This is a genomic window from Streptomyces sp. NPDC037126 (assembly GCF_055605965.1).
Map to the genome: position 1 here is coordinate 65,190 of NZ_JBVJTD010000012.1, position 25,544 is coordinate 90,733.

At 71.5% G+C, this 25,544-nt stretch carries 21 protein-coding genes, 2 tRNA genes and 3 pseudogenes; 10 read left to right on the plus strand and 16 right to left on the minus strand.

Annotated elements, in window-relative coordinates; translation table 11 throughout:
* Positions 1 to 47: 47 nt before the first annotated feature.
* Positions 48 to 470 (minus strand): restriction system modified-DNA reader domain-containing protein, encoded by a 423-nt coding sequence (locus tag ACZ7FF_RS25120; protein WP_470814523.1) that lies wholly within the window; start codon positions 468 to 470, stop codon positions 48 to 50.
* A gap of 302 nt (positions 471 to 772) precedes the next feature.
* Positions 773 to 850, minus strand: a tRNA-OTHER gene (locus ACZ7FF_RS25125).
* Between the two features lie 211 nt (positions 851 to 1,061).
* Here ACZ7FF_RS25125 and ACZ7FF_RS25130 point away from each other — a divergent pair.
* On the plus strand, positions 1,062 to 1,544 hold the full coding sequence (locus tag ACZ7FF_RS25130; protein WP_470814524.1) for a DUF5994 family protein: 483 nt from the start codon (positions 1,062 to 1,064) through the stop codon (positions 1,542 to 1,544).
* Positions 1,545 to 1,617: 73 nt separating this feature from the next.
* On the opposite strand, the gene ACZ7FF_RS25135 is transcribed toward ACZ7FF_RS25130, so the two are convergent.
* From ACZ7FF_RS25135 to ACZ7FF_RS25185, 11 genes and pseudogenes are all read right to left on the minus strand, one after another.
* On the minus strand, positions 1,618 to 1,965 hold the full coding sequence (locus tag ACZ7FF_RS25135) for an STAS domain-containing protein (protein ID WP_470814525.1): 348 nt from the start codon (positions 1,963 to 1,965) through the stop codon (positions 1,618 to 1,620).
* Between the two features lie 315 nt (positions 1,966 to 2,280).
* Positions 2,281 to 2,986, minus strand: a pseudogene (locus ACZ7FF_RS25140) (DUF5994 family protein).
* Positions 2,987 to 3,080: 94 nt separating this feature from the next.
* On the minus strand, positions 3,081 to 4,274 hold the full coding sequence (locus ACZ7FF_RS25145; protein WP_470814714.1) for a PP2C family protein-serine/threonine phosphatase: 1,194 nt from the start codon (positions 4,272 to 4,274) through the stop codon (positions 3,081 to 3,083).
* 129 nt (positions 4,275 to 4,403) lie between these two features.
* Positions 4,404 to 4,916 (minus strand): DUF5994 family protein, encoded by a 513-nt coding sequence (locus tag ACZ7FF_RS25150; protein WP_470814526.1) that lies wholly within the window; start codon positions 4,914 to 4,916, stop codon positions 4,404 to 4,406.
* A gap of 160 nt (positions 4,917 to 5,076) precedes the next feature.
* On the minus strand, positions 5,077 to 6,051 hold the full coding sequence (locus ACZ7FF_RS25155; protein WP_470814527.1) for an STAS domain-containing protein: 975 nt from the start codon (positions 6,049 to 6,051) through the stop codon (positions 5,077 to 5,079).
* A gap of 479 nt (positions 6,052 to 6,530) precedes the next feature.
* Positions 6,531 to 7,328, minus strand: a pseudogene (locus ACZ7FF_RS25160) (serine hydrolase domain-containing protein); the annotation flags it as partial.
* A 464-nt stretch (positions 7,329 to 7,792) separates the two neighbouring features.
* A complete protein-coding gene (locus ACZ7FF_RS25165; protein WP_470814716.1) occupies positions 7,793 to 8,677 on the minus strand; it encodes a DUF3631 domain-containing protein in 885 nt (294 codons plus the stop codon).
* Between the two features lie 31 nt (positions 8,678 to 8,708).
* Positions 8,709 to 9,056 (minus strand): hypothetical protein, encoded by a 348-nt coding sequence (locus tag ACZ7FF_RS25170; RefSeq protein ID WP_470814528.1) that lies wholly within the window; start codon positions 9,054 to 9,056, stop codon positions 8,709 to 8,711.
* Positions 9,057 to 9,168: 112 nt separating this feature from the next.
* Positions 9,169 to 9,241, minus strand: a tRNA-Arg gene (locus ACZ7FF_RS25175).
* A gap of 75 nt (positions 9,242 to 9,316) precedes the next feature.
* Positions 9,317 to 9,519: pseudogene (locus ACZ7FF_RS25180) on the minus strand (IclR family transcriptional regulator domain-containing protein); the annotation flags it as partial.
* Between the two features lie 3 nt (positions 9,520 to 9,522).
* The gene (locus tag ACZ7FF_RS25185; protein ID WP_470814529.1) at positions 9,523 to 10,842 is read right to left on the minus strand and encodes a M6 family metalloprotease domain-containing protein; all 1,320 of its coding nucleotides are present in this window, start codon (positions 10,840 to 10,842) and stop codon (positions 9,523 to 9,525) included.
* A 288-nt stretch (positions 10,843 to 11,130) separates the two neighbouring features.
* On the opposite strand from ACZ7FF_RS25185, the gene ACZ7FF_RS25190 reads away from it, so the two are divergent.
* Positions 11,131 to 11,778 (plus strand): TetR/AcrR family transcriptional regulator, encoded by a 648-nt coding sequence (locus ACZ7FF_RS25190; RefSeq protein WP_470814530.1) that lies wholly within the window; start codon positions 11,131 to 11,133, stop codon positions 11,776 to 11,778.
* A 209-nt stretch (positions 11,779 to 11,987) separates the two neighbouring features.
* Positions 11,988 to 13,526, plus strand: a complete 1,539-nt coding sequence (locus ACZ7FF_RS25195) for an MFS transporter (RefSeq protein ID WP_470814531.1) — start codon at positions 11,988 to 11,990, stop codon at positions 13,524 to 13,526.
* Between the two features lie 123 nt (positions 13,527 to 13,649).
* On the opposite strand, the gene ACZ7FF_RS25200 is transcribed toward ACZ7FF_RS25195, so the two are convergent.
* The gene (locus ACZ7FF_RS25200; RefSeq protein WP_470814532.1) at positions 13,650 to 14,159 is read right to left on the minus strand and encodes a MarR family winged helix-turn-helix transcriptional regulator; all 510 of its coding nucleotides are present in this window, start codon (positions 14,157 to 14,159) and stop codon (positions 13,650 to 13,652) included.
* Between the two features lie 145 nt (positions 14,160 to 14,304).
* Between ACZ7FF_RS25200 and ACZ7FF_RS25205 the strand changes: the two genes are divergently transcribed.
* Positions 14,305 to 15,072: a dioxygenase family protein gene (locus ACZ7FF_RS25205; protein ID WP_470814717.1), complete on the plus strand. Its 768-nt coding sequence runs from the start codon at positions 14,305 to 14,307 to the stop codon at positions 15,070 to 15,072.
* A gap of 16 nt (positions 15,073 to 15,088) precedes the next feature.
* Here ACZ7FF_RS25205 and ACZ7FF_RS25210 read toward each other — a convergent pair whose 3' ends face one another.
* The gene (locus tag ACZ7FF_RS25210; protein WP_470814533.1) at positions 15,089 to 15,619 is read right to left on the minus strand and encodes a GNAT family N-acetyltransferase; all 531 of its coding nucleotides are present in this window, start codon (positions 15,617 to 15,619) and stop codon (positions 15,089 to 15,091) included.
* A gap of 193 nt (positions 15,620 to 15,812) precedes the next feature.
* Here ACZ7FF_RS25210 and ACZ7FF_RS25215 point away from each other — a divergent pair, with 193 nt between their 5' ends.
* On the plus strand, positions 15,813 to 16,811 hold the full coding sequence (locus ACZ7FF_RS25215; RefSeq protein ID WP_470814534.1) for a sigma-70 family RNA polymerase sigma factor: 999 nt from the start codon (positions 15,813 to 15,815) through the stop codon (positions 16,809 to 16,811).
* Positions 16,812 to 17,645: 834 nt separating this feature from the next.
* On the plus strand, positions 17,646 to 18,281 hold the full coding sequence (locus ACZ7FF_RS25220) for a TetR/AcrR family transcriptional regulator (RefSeq protein ID WP_470814719.1): 636 nt from the start codon (positions 17,646 to 17,648) through the stop codon (positions 18,279 to 18,281).
* A 63-nt stretch (positions 18,282 to 18,344) separates the two neighbouring features.
* Here ACZ7FF_RS25220 and ACZ7FF_RS25225 read toward each other — a convergent pair whose 3' ends face one another.
* A complete protein-coding gene (locus tag ACZ7FF_RS25225; protein ID WP_470814535.1) occupies positions 18,345 to 19,325 on the minus strand; it encodes a helix-turn-helix transcriptional regulator in 981 nt (326 codons plus the stop codon).
* Between the two features lie 62 nt (positions 19,326 to 19,387).
* Here ACZ7FF_RS25225 and ACZ7FF_RS25230 point away from each other — a divergent pair, with 62 nt between their 5' ends.
* The 4 genes from ACZ7FF_RS25230 (at position 19,388) to ACZ7FF_RS25245 (ending at position 25,460) form a co-directional block, all read left to right on the plus strand.
* Positions 19,388 to 20,893, plus strand: a complete 1,506-nt coding sequence (locus tag ACZ7FF_RS25230) for an MFS transporter (protein WP_470814536.1) — start codon at positions 19,388 to 19,390, stop codon at positions 20,891 to 20,893.
* A gap of 214 nt (positions 20,894 to 21,107) precedes the next feature.
* A complete protein-coding gene (locus tag ACZ7FF_RS25235) occupies positions 21,108 to 21,869 on the plus strand; it encodes a DeoR/GlpR family DNA-binding transcription regulator (protein WP_470814537.1) in 762 nt (253 codons plus the stop codon).
* Complete coding sequence (pfkB, locus tag ACZ7FF_RS25240) at positions 21,866 to 22,813, plus strand: 1-phosphofructokinase (protein ID WP_470814538.1); 948 nt, start codon at positions 21,866 to 21,868, stop codon at positions 22,811 to 22,813. Before ACZ7FF_RS25235 ends, pfkB begins: the two co-directional genes overlap by 4 nt.
* Before the next feature lie 496 nt (positions 22,814 to 23,309).
* Positions 23,310 to 25,460: a PTS fructose transporter subunit IIABC gene (locus ACZ7FF_RS25245; protein ID WP_470814539.1), complete on the plus strand. Its 2,151-nt coding sequence runs from the start codon at positions 23,310 to 23,312 to the stop codon at positions 25,458 to 25,460.
* Positions 25,461 to 25,544: the final 84 nt, after the last annotated feature.

Sequence of the window (25,544 nt, forward strand, 5' to 3'; positions counted from 1 at the left end):
ACCGCACCGGGTGAAGTCTCGGCGACTGTTTCTGGCGAACTTCACGCCTAGCGCTTCGCGACCTCTTCGCGCAGTTCCTGCAGGCGGCGTCCGCTGGGGACGTGCGTGTACTGGCCCCACCCGTTGATGTCGCTCCCGGTCTGCGCCTTCAGCGCGGGGGAGGGTTGGGGGAATGCCCGGCCGTCGGGGATTTCGATCCAGCCGTCAGCGGTGATGGTGGCTTCGTGGGTCCGCCTGAGTCTCGACTGGTGGTGGCGAACCGTGTCCCCGGCTGCGGCCAGGCCGGCTTCGATGACGGACATCAGGGCGCCGGTCTTGCGGCCGCCCGTCTTGTCGACGGGCGGCTTCCCGCCCTTCAGGAGTTCACGACGCAGGACGTCGTTCGGGGTATCAACAAGGGGCTCACAGTGTCGCTGCAAGTAGGCGAACACCTCATCGTCGATCTCGATGGTCCGCATGGACTTGGGCATGTAACATCTCCGCACTGAACTTTATTACTGCCAGACTGCCAGATTCAAAGTTTGGTGTGGAGCTGGGCCCTGACCACGGGCAGCAGCCGGTTGGAGGGGGCTCCGCAGGATCGGCATAGAGGGCACCGATCTGGACGGGGGCGTGCCACCGGCGGCCGTGCACGGGGGAGTCGCCCATGGTCCCCGCGCAGGATGCGGCGTGAAAGCGCGTTCCCATGTTCGTTCCCGTACAAGCCCCAAAGGCCCCTCGGAGACATCTCCGAGGGGCCTTTCACATGCGTCGCGCCTGTCAGGCGCTGTGCCCCCGGCAGGATTCGAACCTGCGACACCCGCTTTAGGAGTTTTCCTTGAGCGGGGCCGTGACCTGCAGAGACGTCGGTCTGAGTGCATCTGGCCTGGGGAAACACCACCCCGTAGTTCTCCAGTGTTCACGGGGCTTCCCGACCTCATGTGTGCTGGATCCGTTCCCTCGGGGGCGGGGCGAGAGGGCGGGCGCTCTTGCAGACGTCGGTGCGTGTGGCGCCAGGAGTAGCGTGGGAGCTGCGGGGCGGAGTCCCGCGGTCGCACCGGCCCTACAGACGGGTGGTCATTATGACCAGCTCGGATACACCACCTGTCCCCCGGCGTCTGCCCAGTGGCGTCCACGAGGCCGTGCGGCCGGGATGTGCGCTTCTCCGGCTGGAGACGACCGAATCACGCAAAGGCGTGCTCGACGGCGCGTGGTGGCCGCGCTCGCGCGACATCGGCGCCGAGCTGCCCGCCCTGTTGAGTGCCCTCGTCGCCCACCTCGGCCCCGTGTCCCGTGTGGGGTTGGATGCCGCCGCCTGGGAGAGTCTCCCGACGCGTATCGTCGTGGACGACCACGTGGTGCACGTCGACTCCTTCCCGGTCGGTGACGACACGGTCCTGATCACCCGGGCCGACCGGGACATCTTCTCGCTGCTGGTCGTCCCGCCCGACGCGGCACCGGATGCCGCCCGTGCCGCGATGGCCCAGGCGGTCCGGGCGGACAACGTCAGCGACGCGGAACAGATCCTCATCGACACCGTGAGCAGGCGTGGTCCTGTGGGCTGAAGGGGTGGCGCGGGGCGCGACCGGCGTACGGCTTGACCACGGCGGCCCGTTCCCTGGGGCGCTTCTGTCGACGTCAGGCCCGCTGACGGCGCGCTCCTCCCGGCCTCATCGGGTAGAGCAGACCATCGGAGCCCGTGTCCATGAGCAGTCGTTCGGTCTGCGGGGAGGGGTGGTGCAGCAGGAGGAACGCCTGGGCCTCGGCGGCTTGCTCGGACACGTCGAGGAAGACGCGCAGGCCGCTGTCGTCACAGCGGTCGACGGTGGTCAGATCGACGTCGATGAGGGTGATGCCGTCCCGCAGACACTGCTCAAGAGCGGCGCGCACCCGGGGCGCGGTGACGGGGTCTATCACACCGGCCAGGGTGACCAGGGCCCGCGCCCCCCGGTCGTGCCGGTAGATGTTCAGCCGCGGAAGAGTCATGACGCCTCGGTTCAGGTGCTCGGATCCTCGGGTGCTCCAGAGCCTGCGTCCACGCCCCGGGCTCGCGTCGCCGCGGGCCGGGCGGGTGGTGGGGCGGGGTGGCCGGGTGGCCTGTCGGACGCCTGGATGCCGGCCCATGGTGCGGGGTGCGGCGGGGGCGCGCCATGGCCACGGCGACCGGGCCGGGGGGTGCTGTACCGGTACGCCGCGATCCTGTCGGCGTGCTGGAGCCCGAGCCGGTGGATCACGTACGCCGCCGCTGCGACGAGGATCAGGAAAGCGATGGCCGTCAGGAAGGCGTTCATGGCGGCCACCTCACATACCGATGATCAGCCGGCCGGCCGGCCCTGGCGGACCGGTCTGTCCGGTGCCGGCCGTGGACACCGCCGGGGCGCCGCCCTCGTACTCCCATGCCTCGTCCGGGTCCAGTGCCTGGTCGGTGGGGGAGACGGCGTGCCGGGCCGCTTCCGCGGCGATCAGCGCGGTCGCGGTCAGGAGCGGGCCGTCGTGGTCGGATACGGCTGCCATCAGACGGGCCGCCGACTGCGCCCCGGTCTCGGGCGGAACGACGAGGAGATCCCAGCGGCCGGTGCCGTAGGAAAGCAACAGCAGCTTGTGCGGGTCGATCTCCGACGTGAACCAGCCGACCTTGACGGTGTGCCCGCTCACGGGGATCTCGCGGGGGATGACCGGCCAGTGCTCCGGGTTGACGGCGATACGCGTGATGCGGCCCCACAGGGGGTCCAAGACGTCCGTGAGCGCCGGCAGTTCACTCAGCAGGTCCCGGGACCGTGGCCACCAGGCTCCATCCAGCAGCCCGCGGGAGGCGCCGTCGGTCTTCAGCGCGAGACGCACAGCCGGGGCTGCGACGGGCTCACGGTGCGGCAGGGTGGGGTACAAGGTCGCCGACATGGTGCGGACCCGTCTCCGGGGCCACCTGTGCGACGGCCCGGGTGTCGTCCTTCGCCGGGGACGACCCGGCGTGGAAGCCAGTGTGCGAGATGCCCTCGGTACTGCCCACACTACTCCGCGTTCACGGGCGGCGAGGGGAAGTGGGCGCACGGATCTGCGGTACCTGCCGCCGTGCGACGGTGACGGACGGCGAGGACGCGAGGTCAGCCGCGCCACTCCACCATGAGCAGCGTCGCGTCGTCGCTGGTCTGTCCGCCCCGCGCCCGTTTGAGCGTGTGGGACAGGGAGCGCGTCACCGCCCGGACCCCGCGGCCGGTCCTCTGCAGATGGTTCACACAGTCGATCAGCTGGTCCTCCCCGAACTCCTCCCCGCCGCTCTTGTGTTCCTCGACCACTCCGTCGGTGAAGCAGAGGACGCGGTCCCCGGGCACCAGCCCCAGCTCGCTCACCCGAGGCTCCGAACCACCCAGGCCGACGGGAAGGGTCGTCGGGGCGACCAGACGCTGTGCGACGCGGTGGCCACGGACGAGGATCGGCGGCGGGTGTCCGGCGTTGACCCATTGCACCCGTCCCGTCGTCGTGTCCAGCTGCAGCATCTGCACGGTGACGAAATGCTCGGGACCGAACTGCTCGGCCACGGCGCGGTCCATGAACGCGTAGATCTCCGACAGTCCGATGCCGGCGCGGCGGGCGTGGCGGTAGGCGCCGATGGCCACGGTGGCCATCGTGGCCGCGTCCAGTCCGTGCCCCATCGCGTCGATCATGACCACGTGGAGGACGTCGCCGTTCAGCGCGTAGTCGAAGCTGTCGCCGCCCACGTCGTAGGCGGGTTCCAGGATCCCGGCGACGGCGACCCGGGGCATGATCATGGCCAGCGGTGGCAGCAGGGACCACTGGATCTCCGCGGCGACGCTCATCCCCTCATCGCGTCGGACGTCGAAGAACAGGTCGGAATAGCCGTGCTTGGTCACCAGAAGGTCGGCCACCAGGCCGGAGATTCTGAGCAGCAGGCGGCGGTCGTCGTCATCGACGCTGTCCAGCGTCACCGCCATGACCCCCACCTGGTCACCGCCGTCCAGCAGGGGCAGATGGACCCGGACGCCGTCCTCCTGGCACACCTCGACAGGGACGGCGTCGAGAAAGCAGCGGCCCGCCTCGGAGTCGTCGATCAGCTGGGGTTCCCCGCCGGTGAGTCCCTCACCGGGCAGCGGTACGAGCACCAACTGGCCGTAGTCCTGCAACAGCACCTGCGGACGGCGGCCACCGAGCTGGTCCACCACGTCGGCGACCAGGGGCCCGATGAGATGGGGCGGGAGTTCGTGTGCGCTGTCGAGGATCTTTCCGAGGAGCGCTTCCCCGAAGCTTTCGGATCGGTCCGGGCGCCGGCCTGCTGTAATCCCCTCACCTTCCGCGGTCACGCTTCGGGCGGGGGCGGGCCGGGCTGACAACGGATCTGTCGATGCCATGGCTCCATCTTGCGGTCGTGGATGCCCGGCCCGCCGGTCGGGCGGAGCCGGCCAAACTGCTCACCTGGGTCCGGCTCCTCCTTCCGACTCCCATGTGTTCTGTCCGTCGAGGCCGCTCTCGGCGAGTGCCAGCAGGCGCGGAGCCGAGAGTGGGTTCGCAGGGTCGGCAGCGGCGGTCAGCAGCCGGGTGGCCACTCGGGCCGGCTCGTCCGGGGGGATCACCAGCAGTTCCCAGCGCCCCACGGTGCCGCAGTCCAAGGTGATGGCATGCGCCTCGGCGGCGGAATCGGTCAGCACCACCTCGATCACGTGGCCGGGTGCCATCACCTCCTGCGGGGCATCGGGCCAAGCGGCCGTCCCCACGGTCACGCGGGTGATGGTGCCGATGCCCGGATCCAAGGAGCCGACCAGCACGGGCAGCTCCAGTTCCAGTGCGTCGCAGCGCGGCCACCATGCGCCGTCCAGCGGGCCATGGCTGACGTCCGGCGTGAGGCGCAGCCGGGGCCAGGGCATGCGGTAGGAGTGCCCGTCACCTGGCGCCGTACCCCCGGCGGGCTTTGAGATGGCGTTCATCGTGCGATCCCGTTCCGGGCCGTGCGGTTTCCGGCTGCCCGTGTCGTGTCACTCGCCGGGAACGGCGCCACAGTCATAGTGCGCCCGGAAGTTCTCGGTATGTCTCAGATTACTCCCGGCTGTGGCAGGCGGTGTGGCGCGCAGCCATCGCACTGCCGCATCACCGGCGTGCCGAGGGCTGTCCTTCGGCGTGCAAGGTCAGCACGCAGGGGGCGACGGCGCCGTGCAGCCCCACGACCTCACCCATGTTCTGCCAGCCCCAGGACGAGAAGGCGGCTTGTCCTGCCTGGTCGGCAGAATGCAGCAGGGTGACCCCGAGGGAGGAGTGCAGGTCTGTGAGCAGACGCTGTTGCAGCCGGCGGGCGATGTCGCGGTGTTGAGCGTGCGGATGGGCCACGACCTGGGTGAGGACGACGAACCGTGCCCGGGAAGTGAGTCGCTGGATGATCTCCTGGAGCCTTCCGCCGCCCTGCCGGCCGTCGGAGCCGTCAGAGCCCACCGGAAAACCGAAGGCGCAACCGACCAGCACCGTCGTCTCGGCGACCAGCAGGGCGAAGCCGGGGCGGTGGGCGGTGACCGCCAAGCGGTGCAGGAAGTCTCCGCGGTCGTGGTATGCCTCTCCGGCGGTGCCCGCGACGGACTCCGCAGCCAGGTCGGCGATGTCCTCGCGCATGTCCTCTGCCTGCCGGCGGGTCAGCCGGCGAAGGCGGATACCGTCCCTGATGACCGGCTGGTCCGGCCGACGAGCGAGGTCCTCGGGCGCCCGCGTCGCGGTACTCATGAGGTCGCCGGATGCGGTGGGCGGCACGGGACTCGCGGGGGTCGCAAGGAGCAGCGAAGTCGATCCCGTGGCATCGAGGAGCCGGGCGATCTGAGCGCACGGATGGTGCAGCCGCAGGCGAGCGTGGACCCGGCCGGCGCGCCGAGCTGCCGACAGGAGGACGTCCAAGCCCCTGGCGTCGCAGGAGCCGACCGTGGTCAGGTCGAGGTCGATCTCGGTGACGCCGTCCAGCAGACACTGCTCCACTGCGGCCCGTAGCAGCGGCGTGGTGGCCGGCCCGATGTCGCCGGCAAGCGTGACGAGCGTTCGCTCTCCTCGGTTCCGCCGATGGATGTGCAGCTGGGAATGGGCCACCACGTCTCTCCTCGGCGGGGTTGCGGACCTGCGCGGGCGCTCCGCGCGGCTCCTGCCGTGATGAGCTCGCTGAGTTGTTTCGACCGCGGCGGACATGGTGCCGACCCGTCTCCGCGCCGACCACGGGGGCGGCCCGGATTCACTCGTCTCTCGCCGAGGACGACCCGGTGTGGGGGCCGGAGTGCGTGATGCCCTCGGTACTTCAACCGTACGTCGGCCGCAACCGGAAGCGGCTGCGTCGAAGGATGCGCACCTCACAGCCGAGGGCCGGCGGGGTAAGGGCAGGGGCGCCACCCCGCCCCTGCCCTGTCGCGGCAGGTGCCACAGGATGCGCGCCGGCTCTGGGACCAGCACTGGCCGCCGCGCAGTGCCCTGAATACAGCACAGCGCTGCCGCCCGCGATCGAAGCCGGACGGCAGTGCGGGTGGACGAATTGAATGCCAGCTCACTTCCGAACCCGCACGCGACGCGACCTCCGCTCACCGGGTCTCCGAACCCATCCGAGCGAAACGTCCCACGCCAGAAGGATTTGGTCCCTGAGCGAAAGCCAGCTTTCGGAAGGCGTTGCGGACACCGTTCAGCGGTTCGCGGTCGCGGGAGTAGTAGAGCTTATTGGTCAAAAGCACCGCCCACCGGCCGTCGGTGGGGGAGATCCACATGCCTGTGCCGGTGAAGCCGTAGTGGACCCACACGTTCTCTTCCAGGGACGTACCAGGGGCGGGGTGCCAGAACAGTCCACGGGCCGGCTGGAGCCCGCCGGTCTGCATGGTCAGGGAGCATGCGGTCCATGCGGTCGTGAAGCCTGCGCTGGTGCGGGACGTGGAGCCGTCAAGCATGTAGCGGAGGAAGGCGGCGAGGTCGTCCAGGACGGTGAAGACGCCTGCGATACCGCAGGCACCGCCCAGGAGGCGTGCGGAGAAGTCGTGGGCCGTTCCCTTCAGGTGGGTGTCGGTGTCCTGGTCGAGTTCGGTCGGTGCGCAGCGGCCGGCGATTTCGGCGGGCAGGGGGCCGAAGCGGGTGGAGGTCATGCCCAGGGGGCGCCAGGTGCGGGCGGTGGCCAGTTGGTCCAACGGGTGGCCGGAGAGGTATTCGGCGAGGTAGCCGAGGATGAGGGCGGCCCGGTCGGTGTACTCGACGGCTTCGCCGGGCGAGCGGTGGAGAAGCTCGTGCAGCACGCCGCGGCGGATGTCGTCCGGGTTGCTGCCGTAGAGGTTCTTCAGCTGGGCTCGCAGTGGGACGCCGGCGGTGTGCGTCAGCAGCTGCCTGGCGGTGACGGCGGTGCCCGTTCTCGGTGTCCTCGATCACCCCGACGAGCTGCCCGGTGAAGCGGCTGTGCACCTCAGCGAGGCTCGGGGCGAAGTAGCCGCCGACGTCCATCAGGCAGACCGTCTCGCCAGCGGCCCGGGACTCGATGTAGTCCAGCGCGCCGCCGGCCTGGGCGAACATCTCACGGGTGAGGGCGTCGACCATGTGTGTCTGCTCGACCTCGCGCTTCGCGGCCGGGTGGACGGGCTTCGGCTTGGGCAGCACTGCGATGAGCCGGGTCATCGCGGCGACCGCGCGGACGAACGCGGGACGCTCGGCCAGCAGGTGCGTGATCAGAAACGACGCCGTCTGCTCACCCGAGGCGAACTGGGTGGCGATTCGGGCGAAGTAGGCGTCCAGCCGGGCGCGTTCGAAGGTCTCCATGGCAGTTCCCTCTCATCCGTTCCGTCCGGGGGCCGTGCGAGGAGCTCTGGCTTCAACGGGTGCGGGCGCGTCCGAAAAGCAGCCGACCGGCTGCGAGCTCTTCATCGCCGCCAGGTGGCTGCTCCTCGGGGCAGTAGCGGGCCCAGGCATCAGTGAACTGCGTGCGGGTGAATCCCCGGGCCTGCCGTCCGCCCTCGAAGCGGAGGACGGCCGCCTGGATGCCGAAGTCCTTCAGCAGGATCCCCAGGTAGCGCGGGGGCAGACCGGTGTTGCGGTACTCCGCCCATGGGGCCTCCTGGTCCTTGAGCAGCTCCTCCATCAGGTCCCGTGTGCGTACGGTGTCGGGATGGCCGTAGCTGGCGAATACGCGGCGGATGTCCTTCAGCAGGCGCGTCTTCGCGTTGGACTCGTCGTCCTGCCCGACCTCGGCCGCGCACATAACTGTGCAAGCTTTCCGTGCTTGATCGGGCCAGGAGCCGCCTGCCAGTTCGGCGACGACCACCAGGGGCTCCCACGTGTCTGCCGCCCGGTCCTGCACCGGCATCGGAGGCACCAGATCCGCTGCGGTGTCCATCAGTGGGCGCAGCCAGGCGGTCAGCCGGTCACGCAGCTCCTCGTTCTTCTCGGCGGCCTTGACGCTGCCGAAGATGGTGTCGGCCTCGTCCACCAGCAGGGTGGGTGGGTCGTCACCGATGGCGCGGAAGACGACCGCTGGGCTGGTGTTGACCGTGATCAGCGGCTTGCGCACGGTTTCCGTGATCACATCCAGCAGGCGGGACTTGCCGCACCGCTTCGCCGGCCCGACCACCGCCAGACGCGGTGCGTGTTGCAGCGCAGGCTGGATGTGCGTGGCCGCCACCCACAGTGTGACGGCAGTCAGCGCCTCACTAACCTGTGCCGGAGCGCCGTAAGCGAAGGGGCACCCAGCCGTGCTGATGCGGTGGGGTGCCCCTTGCGTCTTTCTCGGGTCAGGTCAGTCGCGGCCGGCGGCCTTCCTCCCAGGCCCGGTCGATCGCAGCAGCGGCCGCATTCCCAGCCTGCCGCTCGATCTCCTCGGGTACCTCGCGCTCGTCGAGGATGAAGAGCCTTCCGCCGACGAGGTGAGTGGTCGCCTTCCAGCCGAGACGTCGTCCCGCCTCCCTGGCAGCACGTCGGACGTCTTTGAGCTCGCCCATCTCCGCAAGCTCGTCTGCGCCGAGGACCAGCTGCCCGTAGTAGCCCTGGTACTCCGGCTTCAAAGCGCCCTGCATCAGCGACTCAAGCCGCTCCACCAGCTTCTCGTACCGGCGCCGGGCCAGCTCGTCCTTCGCGGGCATCTCGCACAGCTCCCCACCTCTGCCCGCAGCCCGTGTGTGCCATATGTGTGCTGCGAGTGCGAAGGCCCTCCCGTCCGTCGGACGGAAGGGCCTCTGACCAGGTGTTTCTCTGTGCCCCCGGCAGGATTCGAACCTGCGACACCCGCTTTAGGAGAGCGGTGCTCTATCCCCTGAGCTACGAAGGCGTGGGTGGGCGCCTGGTGGGCGCTCGGTCCACAGGGTACCGGATCAGGGGCGGCCGGGGCTCAGGTCAGGGGGATGTGGATGAAGCGGATGCCGTCGAGGTCGGCGACCGCCAGGGACACCGACTCGTCGAGTTCGTCGGCGAGGGCGTCGGCGTGCGCGCCGAGCAGTGCGGGCAGGCGCAGTGCGGCGAGGTAGGCGTTGCCGAGTTCCATCACGCGGGGGGGGGAGGGAGGAGGACGACGTCCCGGCCGTCGAGGCGGACGTAGTCCATGCGGGCCGGTCAGTTCCGGGTCACGCGGATGCGGTAGTTCCCGTCGTCGTCCGTGCTCGTCACCTGGACGCTGATGCCGTGGGCCGGGTCCTTGAAGGTCTCGCCGGGGGAGAAGGTGGCGTCGGAGAGCTCGGTCTGGACGTTGGGGCTACGGGTGCAGCCGCCGCTGTTGCGGTGGGAGTCGTACACGGTGATCGGCCCGCGCCCGGTGTCCACCGTGGCGTCGACCTTGTAGACGAGGAGCCCCGGACGGCACACCACCTCGTCGTTGCCGCCCTGTGCGCGCACCTCCAGGGCGTAGACGCTGTGGCCGTCGATCGGCACGATCACCAGCTTCCCGCCGCCCGTGCGGTACAGCGGGGTCAGTGTGTACTCGACGCTGCCCCGGGCGACCGCGCAGCCGACCTGGGAGCCGTCCAGCCAGCCCAGCTTCCACTTGTGCCAGGCGAGGTAGTCGTTGTCGGCCCCCCAGTCCTCGCTCATGATGTCCCAGTGCCCGACCGCGCCGCCGCCGTCCTGGGTGTACAGATCGGGCAGGCCGAAGGTGTGGCCGTTCTCGTGCGGCAGCACCCGGAAGCCGGTGTGGGCGAAGGAGCCGGAGCCGTCGTCCTGGCGGGAGTAGACGAACGAGGCGTTGGAGACGGGCACGCCGTCGGCGACCGGGGCGTCGCCGTTCCCGGCGAAGGTCACGGAGAGCACCGTGTCCAGGGCGGAGGGGCCGGCGTTCGGGGTGACCAGCACGTTCAGCAGGTCGTACGAGCGAAAGTCCACGTTCGGGTCGGCGGCGGCCACGATGTCCTGCACCAGCTGCCGGTAGCCGGGGTCGAAGGGCGCGCCGCGCTCTATGCCGTACGCCTTGAAGGGCTTCGGCATCCGCAGCCAGTGGGTGACGGGCGTCTCGGGCCGGTAGTCCAGGCGGCCGTAGGACGCGGTGCGGAACCACTCCTGGGTTCGCGGGAAGAACTCGTGGAAGCGGTCCATCGCGCTGCCCTGGCCGGGCGCGTCGGAGAAGTCGACCATCAGGGTCAGGGCGTGGACGGTGCCCGTGGAGCGGGCGTAGCCGCGCGGGGTGGGCACGCCCTCGGTCATCTGCACGTCCGAGCTGCCGCGGATCATGCAGGGGGAGAGGGCGGAGGAGCGGGCGAGGCCGATCGGCCCGGCGGTGGAGGGCGCCAGCAGGTGTCCGGTCCCGGCCGAGGTGCTGACCGCGAGGGTCAACGCGGTCACCGCGGCGAGGGTGGCCACCCGGCGCGGGCGTATGCGGCGCGGGGGTGTGCGAGGGGGGCGTATGTGGTGGGCGCGTATGCGGCGGGGCGACAGCGGCTGCATGCATGGACCCTTCGCTCCACGGCAGCCGCCGGTCTCCGACTGCACCCTTGCGATCACCCTGTGTCGCCGAGGGGGCGGGCGCTCGCTGGAGGAGACCGATCGTGGGAAGGGCGGTCCACGACGGGGTGAATCCCGGCGGGAGACGGCGGGAGGTGAGTGTGTCTCAGGTCACAGCGATTCGTTTCGGGAGCGGGAAATAACCGGGGAACACTTCCCCGTTTAGAAGGGTGTCCGAGCGAAACGGGGACTGCTTCCCCGGATCGCCCCCCACACTCCGAGGAGTACGCCGTGCCGACCGCGACCTCCCCCGCAGTGCGCAAGGTGCCCCGGCCGCGCGCCGACGCCCTGCGCAACCGGGAGCGGATCGTCACCGCCGCCCGGGAGATGTTCGTCGAGCACGGCCCGGACGTGCCGCTCGACGAGATCGCCCGCCGGGCGGGGGTCGGCAACGCCACGGTGTACCGCAACTTCCCCGACCGCGACGCCCTCGTCCGTGAGGTCGTCTGCTCCGTGATGGACCGTACGGCCGAGGCGGCCGAGGGCGCCCTCGCGGAGACCGGGGACGCCTTCACCGCCCTGGAGCACTTCGTGCACACCGCCGCCGACGAGCGGATCAGTGCGCTGTGCCCGATGGTCTCCAGCACGTTCGACCAGAACCATCCCGACCTGGAGGCCTCCCGCGAGCGCGTCGAGCGGCTCGTCGAGGAGGTCATGGGCCGGGCCGTGGCGGCCGGTCAGCTGCGCTCCGACGTGGGTGTCGGCGATCTGCTGATCGCCGTCGCCCAGCTGAGCCGGCCCCCGGCCGGCACGGACTGCCTGCGCGGCGACCGTTTCGTCCACCGACACCTCCAGCTCTTCCTCGACGGCCTGCGGGCCCCCGCCCGCTCCGCCCTGCCGGGCAGGGCCGTCACCGTCGAGGAGCTGCGCGCGTGCTGACCGACCACTCCTGACGATCCGTCGAGTCCGGTCGGCCGGTCCCCGTGACCGGCCGGGTCCCGGCCGATGAGTCCGGACCCCGACCCCAGTCCGCCCCTACGCCCGGCTTCCCGGCCGTCACCGTCGACGAGCCGTCGCCTGCCCTTCGCTTGCCGTTTTTTCCGTCTACTCCGACTTTTCCGTCACGAAGTCCCGAAGTGGGTACCCCCATGTCCGAAGCAGCCGTCAAGGCTCCCGGCGCCGCCGCACCGACCGGCGACGCCAACCGCTGGAAGGCGCTCGTCTTCATCGCGCTCGCCCAGCTGATGGTCGTCCTCGACGCCACCATCGTGAACATCGCCCTGCCCCACGCCCAGACCGACCTCGGCATATCCGACGGCAACCGGCAGTGGGTCGTCACGGCCTACGCCCTCGCCTTCGGCGGTCTGCTGCTCTTCGGCGGCCGGATCGCCGACAAGTGGGGCCGCAAGCGCGCCTTCGTCACCGGCCTGGCCGGCTTCGCCCTCGCCTCCGCGCTGGGTGGCGCCGCCACCTCCGGCCCGATGATGTTCGGCGCCCGCGCCCTCCAGGGTGTCTTCGGCGCCCTGCTCGCCCCGGCCGCGCTCTCCCTGCTCGCCGTCATGTTCACCGACGCCAAGGAGCGCGCGAAGGCGTTCGGCATCTATGGAGCGATCGCGGGCGGCGGCGGTGCCGTCGGCCTGATCCTCGGCGGCTTCCTCACCCAGTACCTGAACTGGCGCTGGACGTTCTTCGTGAACATCCCGTTCGCCATCGTCGCCGCGGCCGGCGCCTACTTCGTCATCCGTGAGCCCGAGGGCGGCCGCAACCGCTCCCCGCTCGACATCCCCGGCGTGTTCCTCTCCTCGCTCGGCCTGATCGCGCTCGTCTACGGCTTCACGCGCGCCGAGTCCGACGGCTGGGGCGACGCCGTGACCGTCTCGATGTTCGTCGCGTCCGCCGTGCTGCTGCTCGCCTTCGCCGTCGTCGAGTCCCGGGTCAAGGCCCCGCTGCTGCCGCTGCGCGTGGTGACCGACCGCAACCGCGGCGGCATCTACCTCTCGCTCGGTCTCGCGATCATCGGCATGTTCGGCCTGTTCCTCTTCCTGACCTACTACCTGCAGGTCGTGAAGGGCTACTCGCCGGTCAAGACCGGCTTCGCGTTCCTGCCGATGGTGGCAGGCATGATCACCGGCTCCACGCAGATCGGCACCCGGCTGATGACCCGGATCCCGGCGCGCTTCCTGATGGGCCCGGGCTTCCTGGTCGCCGCGCTCGGCATGCTGCTGCTGACCCAGCTGAAGATCGACTCCTCCTACACCACCCTGCTGCTGCCCGCGATGGTGCTGCTCGGCCTCGGCATGGGCACGGCGTTCATGCCGGCGATGTCCCTGGCCACCCAGGGCGTCCAGCCCCGGGACGCCGGTGTCGCCTCCGCGATGGTCAACACCTCGCAGCAGGTGGGCGGCGCGATCGGCACCGCCCTGCTGAACACCATCGCCGCCTCGGCGACCACCTTGTACGTCAAGGACCACATCGCCGCCGCCACCGCCAAGCCGCAGCTGGAGCTGGTCAAGCTCGAGGGCATGGTGCACGGCTACAGCACGGCGATCTGGTTCGCCGTCGGCATCCTGGCGCTCGCCTCGCTGATCGCCTTCACCTTCGTCAACGCCGGCCGTCCGGGCTCCACCACGGTGGCCTCCGGCGAGGGCGTCGAGGACGAGGTCAGGGTGCCGGTGGTCGCCCACTGACCGGACGCTAGGTGTATTGACCTGCACGTCCGGTACGAGGGCCTGGGGCCGGGCACGCCGAGAGCACGCACCTGACGCCGCGCGGCCGCCCTTCGGGCGACGACGCGCATGGTCAGCCAGGCCCTAGCGGAGCCAGGGCAGGTCCGCACCCGCTTCGTTGGGCTGGAGGCCCTCGGCGACGATCTCCATGATCTCGCCGAGGGCCTTCTGCTGTTGCGGGGTGAGCCGGTCGAACAGGGCCTGCCGTACGGCGTCCACGTGACCGGGGGCGGTGCGCCTGAGCACCTCGAAGCCCTCGTCGGTGAGGACGGCGAACTGGCCGCGCTTGTCGGAGGGGCAGTCCTCGCGGCGCACCCAGCCGTTCCGCTCCAGGCGGGCGATCGCGTGCGACAGCCGGGAACGGGTGATCTTCGCCCGCATCGCCAGCTCGGTCATCCGCAGCCGGCGGCGCGGTGCCTCGGCGAGGCCCACGAGGAGGCCGTAGTAGATGTGCGGCATGCCCGCGTCACGCTGCAGCTGCCGGTCGAGGTGGTCCTCCAGCAGGGTGGTGGCGTGCAGGTAGGCGCGCCAGACGCGCTGTTCCTCGTCGGTGAGCCAGCGGTGCCGCGCGGCGGGATCGGGTGCCGTGTTCATGTCTCCACTCTACGAGCAGGCTCCTTGAAACTTGAACAAGTCGGGCGTACGGTGTCGGCGAAGAGCTTGAGAGTTAAAGCATCAGGGAGCCGCAGCCATGTCCGCCGAAGTGTCCGCCGCCACGACCACTGCGGGCCGGGAGCGCATGCCCGCCCTGTACCTCAGCCACGGCGCCCCGCCGCTCGCCGACGACGCGGTCTGGCCCGGCCAGCTCGCCGCCTGGTCCGCCGGCCTGCCCCGGCCCAGGGCGATCCTCATGGTCTCCGCCCACTGGGAGGAGGCCCCGCTCGCGCTGGGCGCCGTCACGACCGTCCCGCTCGTCCACGACTTCTGGGGCTTCCCCGAGCACTACTACCGGGTCCGGTACGACGCCCCCGGCGCCCCCGACCTGGCCGCCTCCGTGCGCAAGCTGCTGCGCGCCCCCGGCACCCCCGTCCAGGACATCCCCGACCGGGGCCTCGACCACGGCGCCTACGTCCCCCTGGTGGAGATGTTCCCGGACGCCGACATACCGGTCCTGCAGATCTCCATGCCCACCCTCGACCCGGTGCGCCTGATGGACATCGGCCGCAGGCTCGCCCCGCTGCGCGACGAGGGCGTGCTGATCGTCGGCTCCGGCTTCTTCACCCACAACCTCGCCGCGCTGCGGCACGCGGGCAACGGCGTCCCCACCTGGTCCTCCGAGTTCGACGACTGGGGCCGGCGCGCCCTGGAGGCCCGCGACTGGGACGCCCTGCTCGACTTCCTGGACAAGGCCCCGGCCGGCCGGTACGCCCACCCGCGCACCGAGCACTTCGCCCCGCTCTTCGTCACCATGGGCGCGGCGGAGGCCGGCGGTGAGCTGGACGCGCAGAGGTCCGTGATCGACGGGTTCTGGATGGGCATGGCGAAGCGGTCCGTGCAGTTCGGGTGACCGCCTCCCGGCGGGTCTACAGGTCCTTCTCGTACCAGGCCACGTCCCAGTAGCGGCCGAACTTGCGGCCCACCTCGCGGTACGTGCCGACGTGCCGGAAGCCGAAGCGGGCGTGCAGCCGACCGGAGGCCTCGTTCGGCTGCGCGACCCCGGCGTAGGCCCGGTGCACGTCCTCGCCGGCCAGTGCCGCGAAGAGGGCGCCGTAGAGCAGGGTGCCGACACCGCGCCCCCCGGCGTCCGGCGCGACGTACACCGATGTCTCCACGGATGTGGCGTACGCGGGCTTCGCGCGGAAAGGGCTGGATGTGGCGTACCCGAGAATCCGCGGCGAACCCGTTCCGGAATCGGTCCCGCTGGCAACCATCAGGCGGTACGGGCCGTCTTCCGGGTGGGAGAGCAGCCAGGGGCGGCGCTCCCGCGGAGTGAAGATCGCGGTGTCGAATGTGATGGCCGTCTCACGCACATAGTGGTTGTAGATCGCCGTGAGGTCGTCGAGGTCTCCCTCGATCCCCGGCCTGACCTGCACCTCTGTGGGCTCCGACACCATCACGCCTCCCGGTGTGGCCGACAGGGTACTGCATGATCAGAAAAATTGGGGGGCGTGTTGGGAATTCTGTCCGGATTCCAGTCGTTGTTTCCCACGGATGCAGGGCACTCGAAGAGAGTCCCGAGAGACATGTCCCGGAGTGCCGAGCGTTCATCAGGACCACCCGCCAGCCCACCATCGCAAGGGAGCACGCATGGCAACCCGTGCCGTCGCCCGTCGTAAGTCCGCCACCGGCGAGACGGCCGACTCGGCAAGCAGTGTTCGCGTTCATGGCGGCGAGATCGCGGACCGCGACCTGGTCGGCATGTACCTCGACGAGATCGCGCGTACGCCGCTGCTCGACGCCGCAAAGGAGGTCGAGCTGTCCCAGACCATCGAGGCGGGTGTGTTCGCGCGGCAGGTCCTCGACGGATTCGAGGAGACGACCTCGGACGCCACCCGGGAGGAACTGGAGGCGCTGGTCGCCGCGAGCGACCGGGCCAAGGACGTCTTCATCCGTTCCAACCTCCGTCTGGTCGTGGCGGTCGCCCGGCGCTACCCGCGCAGCGGCCTGCCCCTGCTCGACCTGATCCAGGAGGGCAACGCCGGCCTGGTGCGCGCCGTCGAGAAGTTCGACTACCGCAAGGGCTTCAAGTTCTCGACGTACGCCACCTGGTGGATCCGACAGGCCATCACCCGCTCCATCGCCGACCAGTCCCGCACGATCCGGCTCCCCGTCCACCTGGTGGAGGAGCTGGGCCGGATCCGGCGCGTCCAGCGCGAGTTCAACCGCGAGAACGGCCGCGACCCGGAGCCCGCGGAGATCGCCGCGGAGCTGGGCTCGACGCCGGAGCGCGTGATCGACGTCCTCGACTGGGCCCGTGACCCGGTCTCCCTGAACATGTCGGTGGACGACGAGGGCGAGACCCAGTTCGGCGACCTGCTGGAGGACACCTCGGCGGTCTCCCCCGAGCAGTCCGTCCTGACCCTGCTGCGCAGCGAGGAACTGGACGACCTGATCGGCCGCCTGGACCAGCGCACGGCCTCCATCATCAAGATGCGGTACGGCATCGAGGACGGCCGCGAGCGCACCCTGACCGAGGTCGGCAAGGAGCACGGCCTGACCCGTGAGCGCATCCGCCAGATCGAGAAGCACGCCCTCCTCGAGCTGAAGAAGCTGGCCCGCGACACCGGCTTCGACGCGGCGGCCTGACGGGCCGAACGGCGCGACGGGGCCAAGGGGTTGACGGCCCCCGGGTCGAGCCGGTGCCGTGACCGGTGCGACGAGGCGTACGGCGACACCGGCCGTGGTGCGCACGCGGCCGGTGCGGCGGGCGTGCGGCCCTGCGGGGCGCGTACGCCGGGTGGCGAAAGACGGCGCAAACATGGCGTGGTCCCGTCGCTTCAAGTCCCGGGCCCGCGGGAACAACCCTTCCGGGACCAGCAGCAGGGCCCCGGGAACCGCCGCACTCCCCACCCGCCACCACGCACACCTGGCCGACCCCACACGAGCCACGTCCCGACGCAATCCCCCCCCCGGCGCCGGGACCTTCCCAGAGCCGGGCTTCGGCGCCTATCCCCCCCGGGCGCCGAAGCCCGGTTTCCTCTTCCGTCCCTACGGAGCCGTCCCGTTCGGCGGCGGGAGTGCGAGCGGATGGCCGTTGCGGGGGCGGCCCGACGGCAGGACGGTTCCTGGTGCCGGCCCGGTCGCGGCGGCACTTCCACGCCACACGGCGTGACGGCTCCCGGGAGCCGCACCGGTTCGGAGGCGGTCCGGGCGGGGAGACGCGCGGCCGAGGGCCGTTCGAGGCTGAGACCGCGGGAGCCGTTGAGCTGCCGGAACGGCCGTGCGGAATGGAAACGGCGGCCCACCCCGTACCTGAACCCCGGGGTGGACCGCCGGATGGCAGATTCTGCCACACGGGCATAGCCTGCCGAGATGAGCACCACCCGCAGTACCCCCCGTACCACCTCCAGAACTGCCGACCGGCCGGCCCCCGGTTCCGCGCCGGTGTCCCTCACCGAGCGCCGCAAGGCCGAGACCCGTATGGAGATCGCCAGGGCGGCGGCGGCCCTGTTCGTCCGCCAGGGCCTGCGGGCGACCCGCGCCGAGGACATCGCCCAGACGGCGGGCATCGCACCGCGCACCTTCTACCGCTACTTCGCCACCAAGGAGGAGGCGGTGGCCCCGCTCTACGCGGCGGGCGCCCAGCGCTGGGCGGAAGCGGTCCGCACGGCCCCCGCCCACCTCACCGTCCCGCAGGCGCTGGAACACGCCGTCGAGCAGACCCTCACCCCCGGCCCCGGCGTCTCGGCGTCCTCCTGGGAATGGGTCCGCACCCTGATCCGCCTGGCCGACACCAGCCCAGCCCTGCGCAAGGTCTGGGCCGAGGTGTGCCAGGTGTACGAGGGCGCGGTCGCGGAGATCCTCGCGCGACGCCTGGCCTCCGCGGGGGCCGGCGGCGACGTCCCCGCTCCCTCGGTGATCTCGCCGGACCTGCGCTTCGCCGCGGCCGTGGCGGGCAGCGCCGTCCGCGTGGCCGTGGAGTCCTGGGCCGGCACCGCCGCCCCGGCCACCGGACCGGACGGCCCGGCGGCCCTGGCGCTGCGCAACCTGAAGTCCCTGCGCGCCTTCGAATGGGGCCGGGCCGGCAACCAGGGCCTGCGGCGCGGCGGTTCCTGACGGGGACGCCTGGCAAGGGCCGTCGCATCACGGCGGCCCGGCCCGCCTGACGGCCCCGGGCCGTCACGGCCGGCCGGGGAGCGCGTCCGCCGCCCGGGTCAGCCGCGCCCCCAACTCCCTTACGGCAGAAACCAGTTCCTCCGGCCTGCGCACGCCGAACTCGAGCCCGCTCATCGCCAGCCGTACCGCCAGCCACTCCACGGGGTCACCGGTGGTGCCGCGCAGCACGGCGCCGTCCCCGGCATCGCTCTCGACCACCCCGGCCCACGCCGGCACCCGTGCCGAGACCTGCTCCGCCGGAGCGGCGAACCGCACCTCGAACTCGTAGGTCTCCTGCTGCCGTTGGATGGAGCGCCGCAGATACTCGGCGGCGCTCCCGGTCGGCAGCTCCCGCTCCGTGAAGCGCACCCCGGTCGCGAACGGCTCGCTCACCCGGTCCACCCGGAAGGTGCGCCAGTCGGCGCGGTCGAGGTCGTAGGCGACGAGGTACCAGCGGCGCCCGGTCGACACCAGCCGGTGCGGCTCGGTCAGCCGGCGGGACTCGCCGCCCTCCTTGTCGCGGTAGGCGAACCGCAGCCGCTCCCGCCCCGCCACGGCCGAGGCCATCACGGTCAGCGTCTCCGGTGCGATGCTCGCCCCGTCCCCGCTGGTCAGCGGGGTGGTCGCGGCCTGGAGCGTGGACACCCGGTGCCGCAGCCGGGCCGGCAGCACCTGCTCCAGCTTGGCCAGGGCCCGTACCGACGCCTCGTCCACGCCCGCCACGGCGTGCCCGGCCCCGGCCCGCAGTCCCACCGCGATGGCGACCGCCTCCTCGTCGTCGAGCACCAGCGGTGGCATCGCCTTGCCCGCGACCAGGCGGTACCCGCCGTCCGAGCCCTTCGTCGCCTGCACCGGGTAGCCCAGCTCACGCAGCCGGTCGATGTCCCGCCGCACGGTCCGGCGGGACACCCCGAGCCGGCCGGCCAGCTCCCCGCCGGGCCACTCGCGGGGCGTCTGGAGGAGCGAGAGCAGCTGCAGCAACCGTGCCGGAGTGTCCGTCGTCATGCGTACGAGAATGCCGCAGATCTAGGACACGGTCTGGCCTAATGGGGTTCTACCTTCTTCTCATGACCTCGAACGACCGAACCACCCCCGCCCCCGACCGAGCCCGCTGGTTCGCCCTGGCGATCGTCATGACCGCGGCGTTCATGGACCTGGTCGACGTCACGATCGTCAACATCGCCATCCCGTCGATCCAGCGGACCGCCCACGCCTCGGTCAGCCAGATCCAGTGGATAACGGCCGGTTACGCCCTCGCGTTCGCCGCCGGTCTGATCACCGGCGGCCGGCTCGGTGACATCCACGGCCGCAGGCGGCTGTTCCTGATCGGCATCGGCGGCTTCACCCTCGCCTCCGCGCTGTGCGGCTTCGCCGCCGATCCGGAGATGCTGGTCGCCTCCCGCATCCTGCAGGGCGGCATGGCGGCGATGATGGTGCCGCAGGTGCTGTCGATCGTGCACGCCACCTTCCCGGCCCACGAGCGCGGCAAGGTCTTCGGTCTGTTCGGCGCCATCGTCGGCCTGGGCGCGGTCTCCGGTCCGCTGCTGGGCGCCCTGCTGACGGAGTGGAACCTGTTCGGGCTCGAGTGGCGCCCCATCTTCCTCATCAACCTTCCGGTCGGCGTCGTCGCCTTCCTCCTCGGGCGCCGCTTCATCACCGAGTCCCGCGCCCCGAAGGCGCTGAAGCTGGACCTCGTCGGGGTCGCCCTGGTCTCGCTGGGCCTGCTGATGCTGCTCTACCCGCTCACCCGCGGCCGCGAGCTGGGCTGGCCGCTGTGGGGCTACGTCTCGATGGCGGGCGCGCTCGGCGTGTTCGGGGCGCTGGTGGCGTACGAGCGGCGCAAGGCGGCCCGCGACGGCTCCCCGCTGGTCGAACTGTCGCTGTTCCGCGTGAAGAGCTTCGCCGCCGGCATCGCCGTGCAGACCGTCTTCGGTGTCGCGCTCGGCATCTTCTTCCTGGTGTGGACCCTGTACATGCAGATCGGCCTGGGCTGGAGCCCGCTGCGGGCCGGGCTGACCGGGGTGCCGTTCTCGCTCGCGGTGTCCACGGCGGCCGGGTTGTCGGTGCAGAAGCTGGTCCCGCGGTTCGGCCGGAAGGTGCTCCAGACGGGCGCCCTGGTGATGGCCGCGGGTGTGCTGATCTACCTGTGGGAGGCGCACCGCTACGGTCTCGCCGTCGCCTCCTGGCAGATGGCCCTGCCGCTGGTCGTGATGGGCGCGGGCATGGGACTGATCGTCGCCCCGCTGACCGACGCGGTGCTCTCGGAGGTGCCGCGCGAGCACGCCGGATCCGCGTCCGGGCTGATCAACACCGTGCAGCAGATGGGCAACGCGCTCGGTCTGGGGCTCGTGTCGGTGGTCTTCTTCGGGGAGGTCGGCGACCGGCTGAGCCCGGCCCAGGTCGGCCCGGCCTTCGTGCACGCCTTCCAGCACGCGCTGTGGTGGGTCGCCGGGATCATGGGCGCGATCTTCCTGCTGATGTCCGCCCTGCCGAAGCGGCCGGCCCAGCACGTGGAGGGCGCGGACGACGCGCAGCCCCTGGCGGCGGAGAAGGAGCCGGAGCTGGTGCACTGAACCGCTCCCTGCCTCTCCCCGGCCTCTGCGAGGGCCCGGCACCCGTGGGTGCCGGGCCCTCGTCGTGTGCGCCCCGGACAGCCGGGGCGCCCGATCATGCCCGATTCGCGCCCGAACCTGTTTACTTTCCGGAAAGCCGGGCGTAGCCTCCAGAGAAACCACACATTCGGGCATTCCCCGGAAGTGAACGGACAGTCAGTCGGAGGGCGAGCGCATGTACGCACCGGAACGGCAGCAGGAGATCCTCCGGCTCGCCCGCGACGGCGGCCGGGTGGACGTGCTGTCGCTGGCCGAGGAGTTCCAGGTCACCGCGGAGACGATCCGCCGTGACCTGAAGGCCCTCGACCGCGCCGGGCTCGTGCGCCGGGTGCATGGCGGCGCCATCCCGGTCGGCCGCCTCGACTTCGAGCCGGACCTCGCCGAGCGCGAGTCCACCGCGGCCGACGAGAAGGACCGCATCGCCAAGGCCGCCCTCGCCGAACTGCCCACCGAGGGCACGATGGTCCTCGACGCCGGTACGACCGTGGCGCGGGTCGCCGCGGCCATTCCGCTGGAGTCGTCCCTCACCGTCGTCACGCACAGCCTGCCCATCGCCGCCCGCCTCGCCGACCACCCGGGCATCCAGCTCCACCTGGTCGGGGGGCGCGTACGGCACCGGACCCGCGCCGCCGTGGACGCCTGGGCGCTGCGCGCGTACGGCGAGATCCGCGCCGACGTCCTGTTCGTCGCCGCCAACGGCTTCTCCGTCGAACACGGTCTGACCACCCCCGACCTCGCCGAGGCCGCGGTGAAGCGGGCCGCCATGGCGGCCGCCCGCCGTGTCGTCCTCCTCGCCGACTCCGCCAAGCACGGCCAGGAGCACTTCGCCCGCTTCGGCGACCTGAGCGACGTGGACCTGCTGATCACCGACAGCGGGCTGAGCCCCGAAGACACCGCCGTCATCGAGCGCGGCGGCACGGAAGTGGTGCGCGCATGATCCTCACCGTCACCCCCAACCCGTCCCTCGACCGCACCTACGAGGTCCGCGCGCTGAAGCGTGGCGAGGTCATCCGCGCCGAGACCGAGCGCACGGACCCCGGCGGCAAGGGCGTGAACGTCTCGCGCGCTGTCGCGGCCGCCGGGCGGCGCACGGTCGCCGTGCTGCCCCTCGGGGGTGCGCCGGGCGCGCTCATCGCCGATCTGCTCGACGCGCAGGGCATCGAGGTCGCCCCGGTCCCCATCGCCGGCGCCACCCGCTCCAACATCGCGCTCGCCGAGGTGGACGGGGTGCTGACGAAGATCAACGCGCCCGGCCCCGAACTCTCCCCGGCCGAACAGGAACTGCTCCTGGAGACGGTGCGCGAGCAGTCGCGCGACGTCGGCTGGATCGCCTGCTGCGGCAGTCTGCCCCGGGGGCTCGCGCCCTCGTGGTACGCCGATGTCGTCACGCGGGCGCACGCAGGGGGCGCGCGCATCGCCCTGGACACCTCCGGGGGCGCGCTCCTGGAGGCGCTGCGCGCCCGGCCCGACGTGGTCAAGCCCAACGCCGAGGAACTCGCGGTGGCCGTCGGACGCCCCCTGGCGACCGTGGGCGACGCGCTCAAGGCGGCCGAGGAACTGCGCGGGGCGGGGGCGCGGGCCGTGCTCGCGAGCCTGGGCGCCGACGGACAGCTCCTCGTGGAGGACTCGGGCGCCTGGTTCGGCAGCGCCCGCGTGGCCGCCGTCCGCAGCAACGTGGGTGCCGGTGACTCCTCCCTCGCCGGATTCCTGATCGCCGGCGGCAGCGGTCCCAAGGCCCTCGCCTCCGCCGTCGCCCACGGCGCCGCGGCCGTGCAGCTCCCGGGCAGCGTGATGCCGACCCCCGCCGACCTCGACCCGGGCGCCGTGACGGTCACCGCCGACATCCCACTCGACCGCGAACTGACGGAGCCGACGCCATGACCGGCGCCGCCACGTTCCGCACGGGCCGCTCGGTGAGCAGGCGGCCGTGCTTGCGAGCCGCGTTCCGTGGGGACCGCCACTTGATTCCGTGGCCGGGCTTGCGAGCCGTACTCCGCGTCGACCGCCCCGTGATCCGGTGGCCCGGCGCACGAGCCGGCCTTCAAGGTGCGCGCCCCGTGACCCGGGCGCCCCACGCGCCGGTCGCATCCACACCCCCGGATGCCTCCGGCCGGCCGGCCCCCGAGCGGCGGCACCTCCCGCCCGGCACCACCGGACGGCACCGTGACCCGGACCGCCGTGCCACCCCGGGCGGACGGGGTTTCCCCCGCACCGGCGTCACCGTGGGCCGGCGGGGTTTCCCCGGCACCGGCGTCACCGCGGGCGGACGGGGTTTCCCCGGAAGCGTTCCTCACCCTGCCCCCCGTACCCACCGCATCCCCGTCCCCCCTTCCGCCCACCTCACTCCCCGGGCGATACGCGCGCATAGGAGCCCGCGATGAGCGACATGATCACCGCGGACCTGGTCGACCTCGACCTGTCCGCCGACACCAAGGAAGCGGCGGCACGTGCCCTCGCCGAGCGCATGGTGGCCCAGGGCCGGGTGACCGACCTGGAGGGCTTCCTCGCCGACGTGGCCGCCCGTGAGGCCCAGATGCCGACCGGTCTCGACGGCGGTATCGGCATCCCGCACTGCCGCAGCGCCCACGTCACCGAGCCCTCGCTGGCCTTCGGACGCAGCGCCGCCGGCATCGACTTCGGCGCGCCGGACGGTCCGGCCGACCTCATCTTCCTGATCGCGGCCCCGGCCGGTGCCGACGACGCCCATCTGACGATCCTCTCCTCCCTGGCCCGGCAGCTGATGAACGCCGAGTTCACCTCCGCGCTGCGGGCGGCGGACGACGCGGGGACGGCGGCGGCGCTGATCCGGGGCGAGGAGCCGCCCGCGACGGAAGCCGCGGCGGACAGCGGGGGAGCCGAGGGCGCGGCGGACACGGCGGAAGTCGCGGGCGCGCAGGACACTGCGAGCGCCCCGGAAGACACCGCTGCGGCGTCGGTGGCGGCCTCCGCCGACGCCGCGGCGGGTACCACGGCGGACGCGCCCGGTGAGGGCACCGGCAGCGGCCCGGACTCCGGTGGGCGTCCCTTCCGTATCGTCGCCGTCACCTCCTGCCCGACCGGCATCGCCCACACCTACATGGCGGCCGAGTCCCTGGAGAACGCCGGGCGCGAGACGGGCGTCGAGGTGATCGTCGAGACGCAGGGATCGGCCGGCTTCACCCGGCTGGACCTCGCGGTCATCGCCGCGGCGGACGGCGTGATCTTCGCGCACGACGTCCCCGTGCGCGACAAGGACCGCTTCGCGGGCAAGGCCACCGTCGACGTCGGCGTGAAGGCGGGCATCAACCGCCCCGCCGCACTCATCGCCGAGGTCCGCGAGAAGGCGGCACGCGGCGAGACCAGCGCCCCGGCCTCCGCGTCGGGCGGCACGCCGGTCGAGCGCGCGGGCGACACCACCGAGGGCTACGGCACCAAGCTCCGCAAGTGGCTGATGAGCGGCGTGAGCTACATGGTGCCGTTCGTCGCCGCGGGTGGACTCCTCATCGCCCTGGGCTTCGCGATCGGCGGCTACAAGATCAACAAGGCGCCGTCGGTGATGGACCACTTCGTGTGGACCCAGGCCGACAGCTGGGGCGCCCTGCTGTTCCAGATCGGCGCAGTGGCCTTCGCCTTCCTCGTCCCGGTCCTCGCCGGCTACATCGCCTACGGCATGGCCGACCGGCCCGGTCTGGTCCCCGGCTTCGTGGGCGGCTCGATCTCACTGACCATCAACGCGGGCTTCCTGGGCGGCCTCGCGGCCGGTCTGATCGCCGGTGGCGTGGTGCTGGCGATCCAGAAGGTGCGCATCCCGCCGGCGCTGCGCGGCATCATGCCGGTGGTGGTGATCCCGCTGATCTCCTCGGCGATCGTCGGGTTCCTGATGTTCGTGGTGATCGGCAAGCCCATCGCCACCGCCCAGCACGCCCTCACCGGCTGGCTGAACGGTCTCACCGGCACCAACGCCGTCCTGCTCGGCGCCCTGCTCGGCCTGATGATGTGCTTCGACCTCGGCGGCCCGGTCAACAAGGTCGCGTACACCTTCGCCACGGCCGGTATCGCGGTCTCCGACCCCAGCGACTCCGCGATGAAGATCATGGCCGCGGTGATGGCGGCCGGCATGGTGCCGCCGCTGGCGATGGCGCTGGCCACGACCGTGCGCGGCAGGCTGTTCACGCAGACCGAGCGGGAGAACGGCAAGGCCGCCTGGGTCCTCGGCGCCTCCTTCATCTCCGAGGGCGCGATTCCGTTCGCGGCGGCCGACCCGCTGCGGGTCATCCCGTCCGCCATGGTGGGCGGCGCGCTCACCGGCGCCCTGTCGATGACCTTCGGCGCCACCCTGCGCGCCCCGCACGGCGGCATCTTCGTGGTCCCGCTGATCGGCAACCCGTTCCTCTACCTGCTCGCGATCGCCGCCGGCGTCTGCGCCAGCACGGTCCTGGTGATCGTCCTCAAGGGCATGCGCAGGCAGGCCCCCGGGGCCACGGCCGACGGTCCGGACCGGAACCCCGCCGCCACCTCGGAGGAGACCAAGCAGCCGGTGGCCGCCTGACCGGCGCGCCTTGTCCCTTTGGGGCGCTGTGAGTTGTTCACGGCACCTGCGAGATACGTCACGGTCCGGGGTCAAAGTCCCGGA

Excerpts from the sequence above, each read along its gene's own strand:
- ACZ7FF_RS25120 (WP_470814523.1), bottom strand. The coding sequence starts at position 470 with ATGCCCAAGTCCATGCGGACCATCGAGATCGACGATGAGGTGTTCGCC.
- ACZ7FF_RS25130 (WP_470814524.1), top strand. The coding sequence starts at position 1,062 with ATGACCAGCTCGGATACACCACCTGTCCCCCGGCGTCTGCCCAGTGGC.
- ACZ7FF_RS25135 (WP_470814525.1), bottom strand. The coding sequence starts at position 1,965 with ATGACTCTTCCGCGGCTGAACATCTACCGGCACGACCGGGGGGCGCGG.
- ACZ7FF_RS25150 (WP_470814526.1), bottom strand. The coding sequence starts at position 4,916 with ATGAACGCCATCTCAAAGCCCGCCGGGGGTACGGCGCCAGGTGACGGG.
- ACZ7FF_RS25170 (WP_470814528.1), bottom strand. The coding sequence starts at position 9,056 with ATGCCCGCGAAGGACGAGCTGGCCCGGCGCCGGTACGAGAAGCTGGTG.
- ACZ7FF_RS25185 (WP_470814529.1), bottom strand. The coding sequence starts at position 10,842 with ATGCAGCCGCTGTCGCCCCGCCGCATACGCGCCCACCACATACGCCCC.
- ACZ7FF_RS25195 (WP_470814531.1), top strand. The coding sequence starts at position 11,988 with ATGTCCGAAGCAGCCGTCAAGGCTCCCGGCGCCGCCGCACCGACCGGC.
- ACZ7FF_RS25200 (WP_470814532.1), bottom strand. The coding sequence starts at position 14,159 with ATGAACACGGCACCCGATCCCGCCGCGCGGCACCGCTGGCTCACCGAC.
- ACZ7FF_RS25205 (WP_470814717.1), top strand. The coding sequence starts at position 14,305 with ATGCCCGCCCTGTACCTCAGCCACGGCGCCCCGCCGCTCGCCGACGAC.
- ACZ7FF_RS25210 (WP_470814533.1), bottom strand. The coding sequence starts at position 15,619 with ATGGTGTCGGAGCCCACAGAGGTGCAGGTCAGGCCGGGGATCGAGGGA.
- ACZ7FF_RS25215 (WP_470814534.1), top strand. The coding sequence starts at position 15,813 with ATGGCAACCCGTGCCGTCGCCCGTCGTAAGTCCGCCACCGGCGAGACG.
- ACZ7FF_RS25220 (WP_470814719.1), top strand. The coding sequence starts at position 17,646 with ATGGAGATCGCCAGGGCGGCGGCGGCCCTGTTCGTCCGCCAGGGCCTG.
- ACZ7FF_RS25225 (WP_470814535.1), bottom strand. The coding sequence starts at position 19,325 with ATGACGACGGACACTCCGGCACGGTTGCTGCAGCTGCTCTCGCTCCTC.
- ACZ7FF_RS25230 (WP_470814536.1), top strand. The coding sequence starts at position 19,388 with ATGACCTCGAACGACCGAACCACCCCCGCCCCCGACCGAGCCCGCTGG.
- ACZ7FF_RS25235 (WP_470814537.1), top strand. The coding sequence starts at position 21,108 with ATGTACGCACCGGAACGGCAGCAGGAGATCCTCCGGCTCGCCCGCGAC.
- pfkB (WP_470814538.1), top strand. The coding sequence starts at position 21,866 with ATGATCCTCACCGTCACCCCCAACCCGTCCCTCGACCGCACCTACGAG.
- ACZ7FF_RS25245 (WP_470814539.1), top strand. The coding sequence starts at position 23,310 with ATGAGCGACATGATCACCGCGGACCTGGTCGACCTCGACCTGTCCGCC.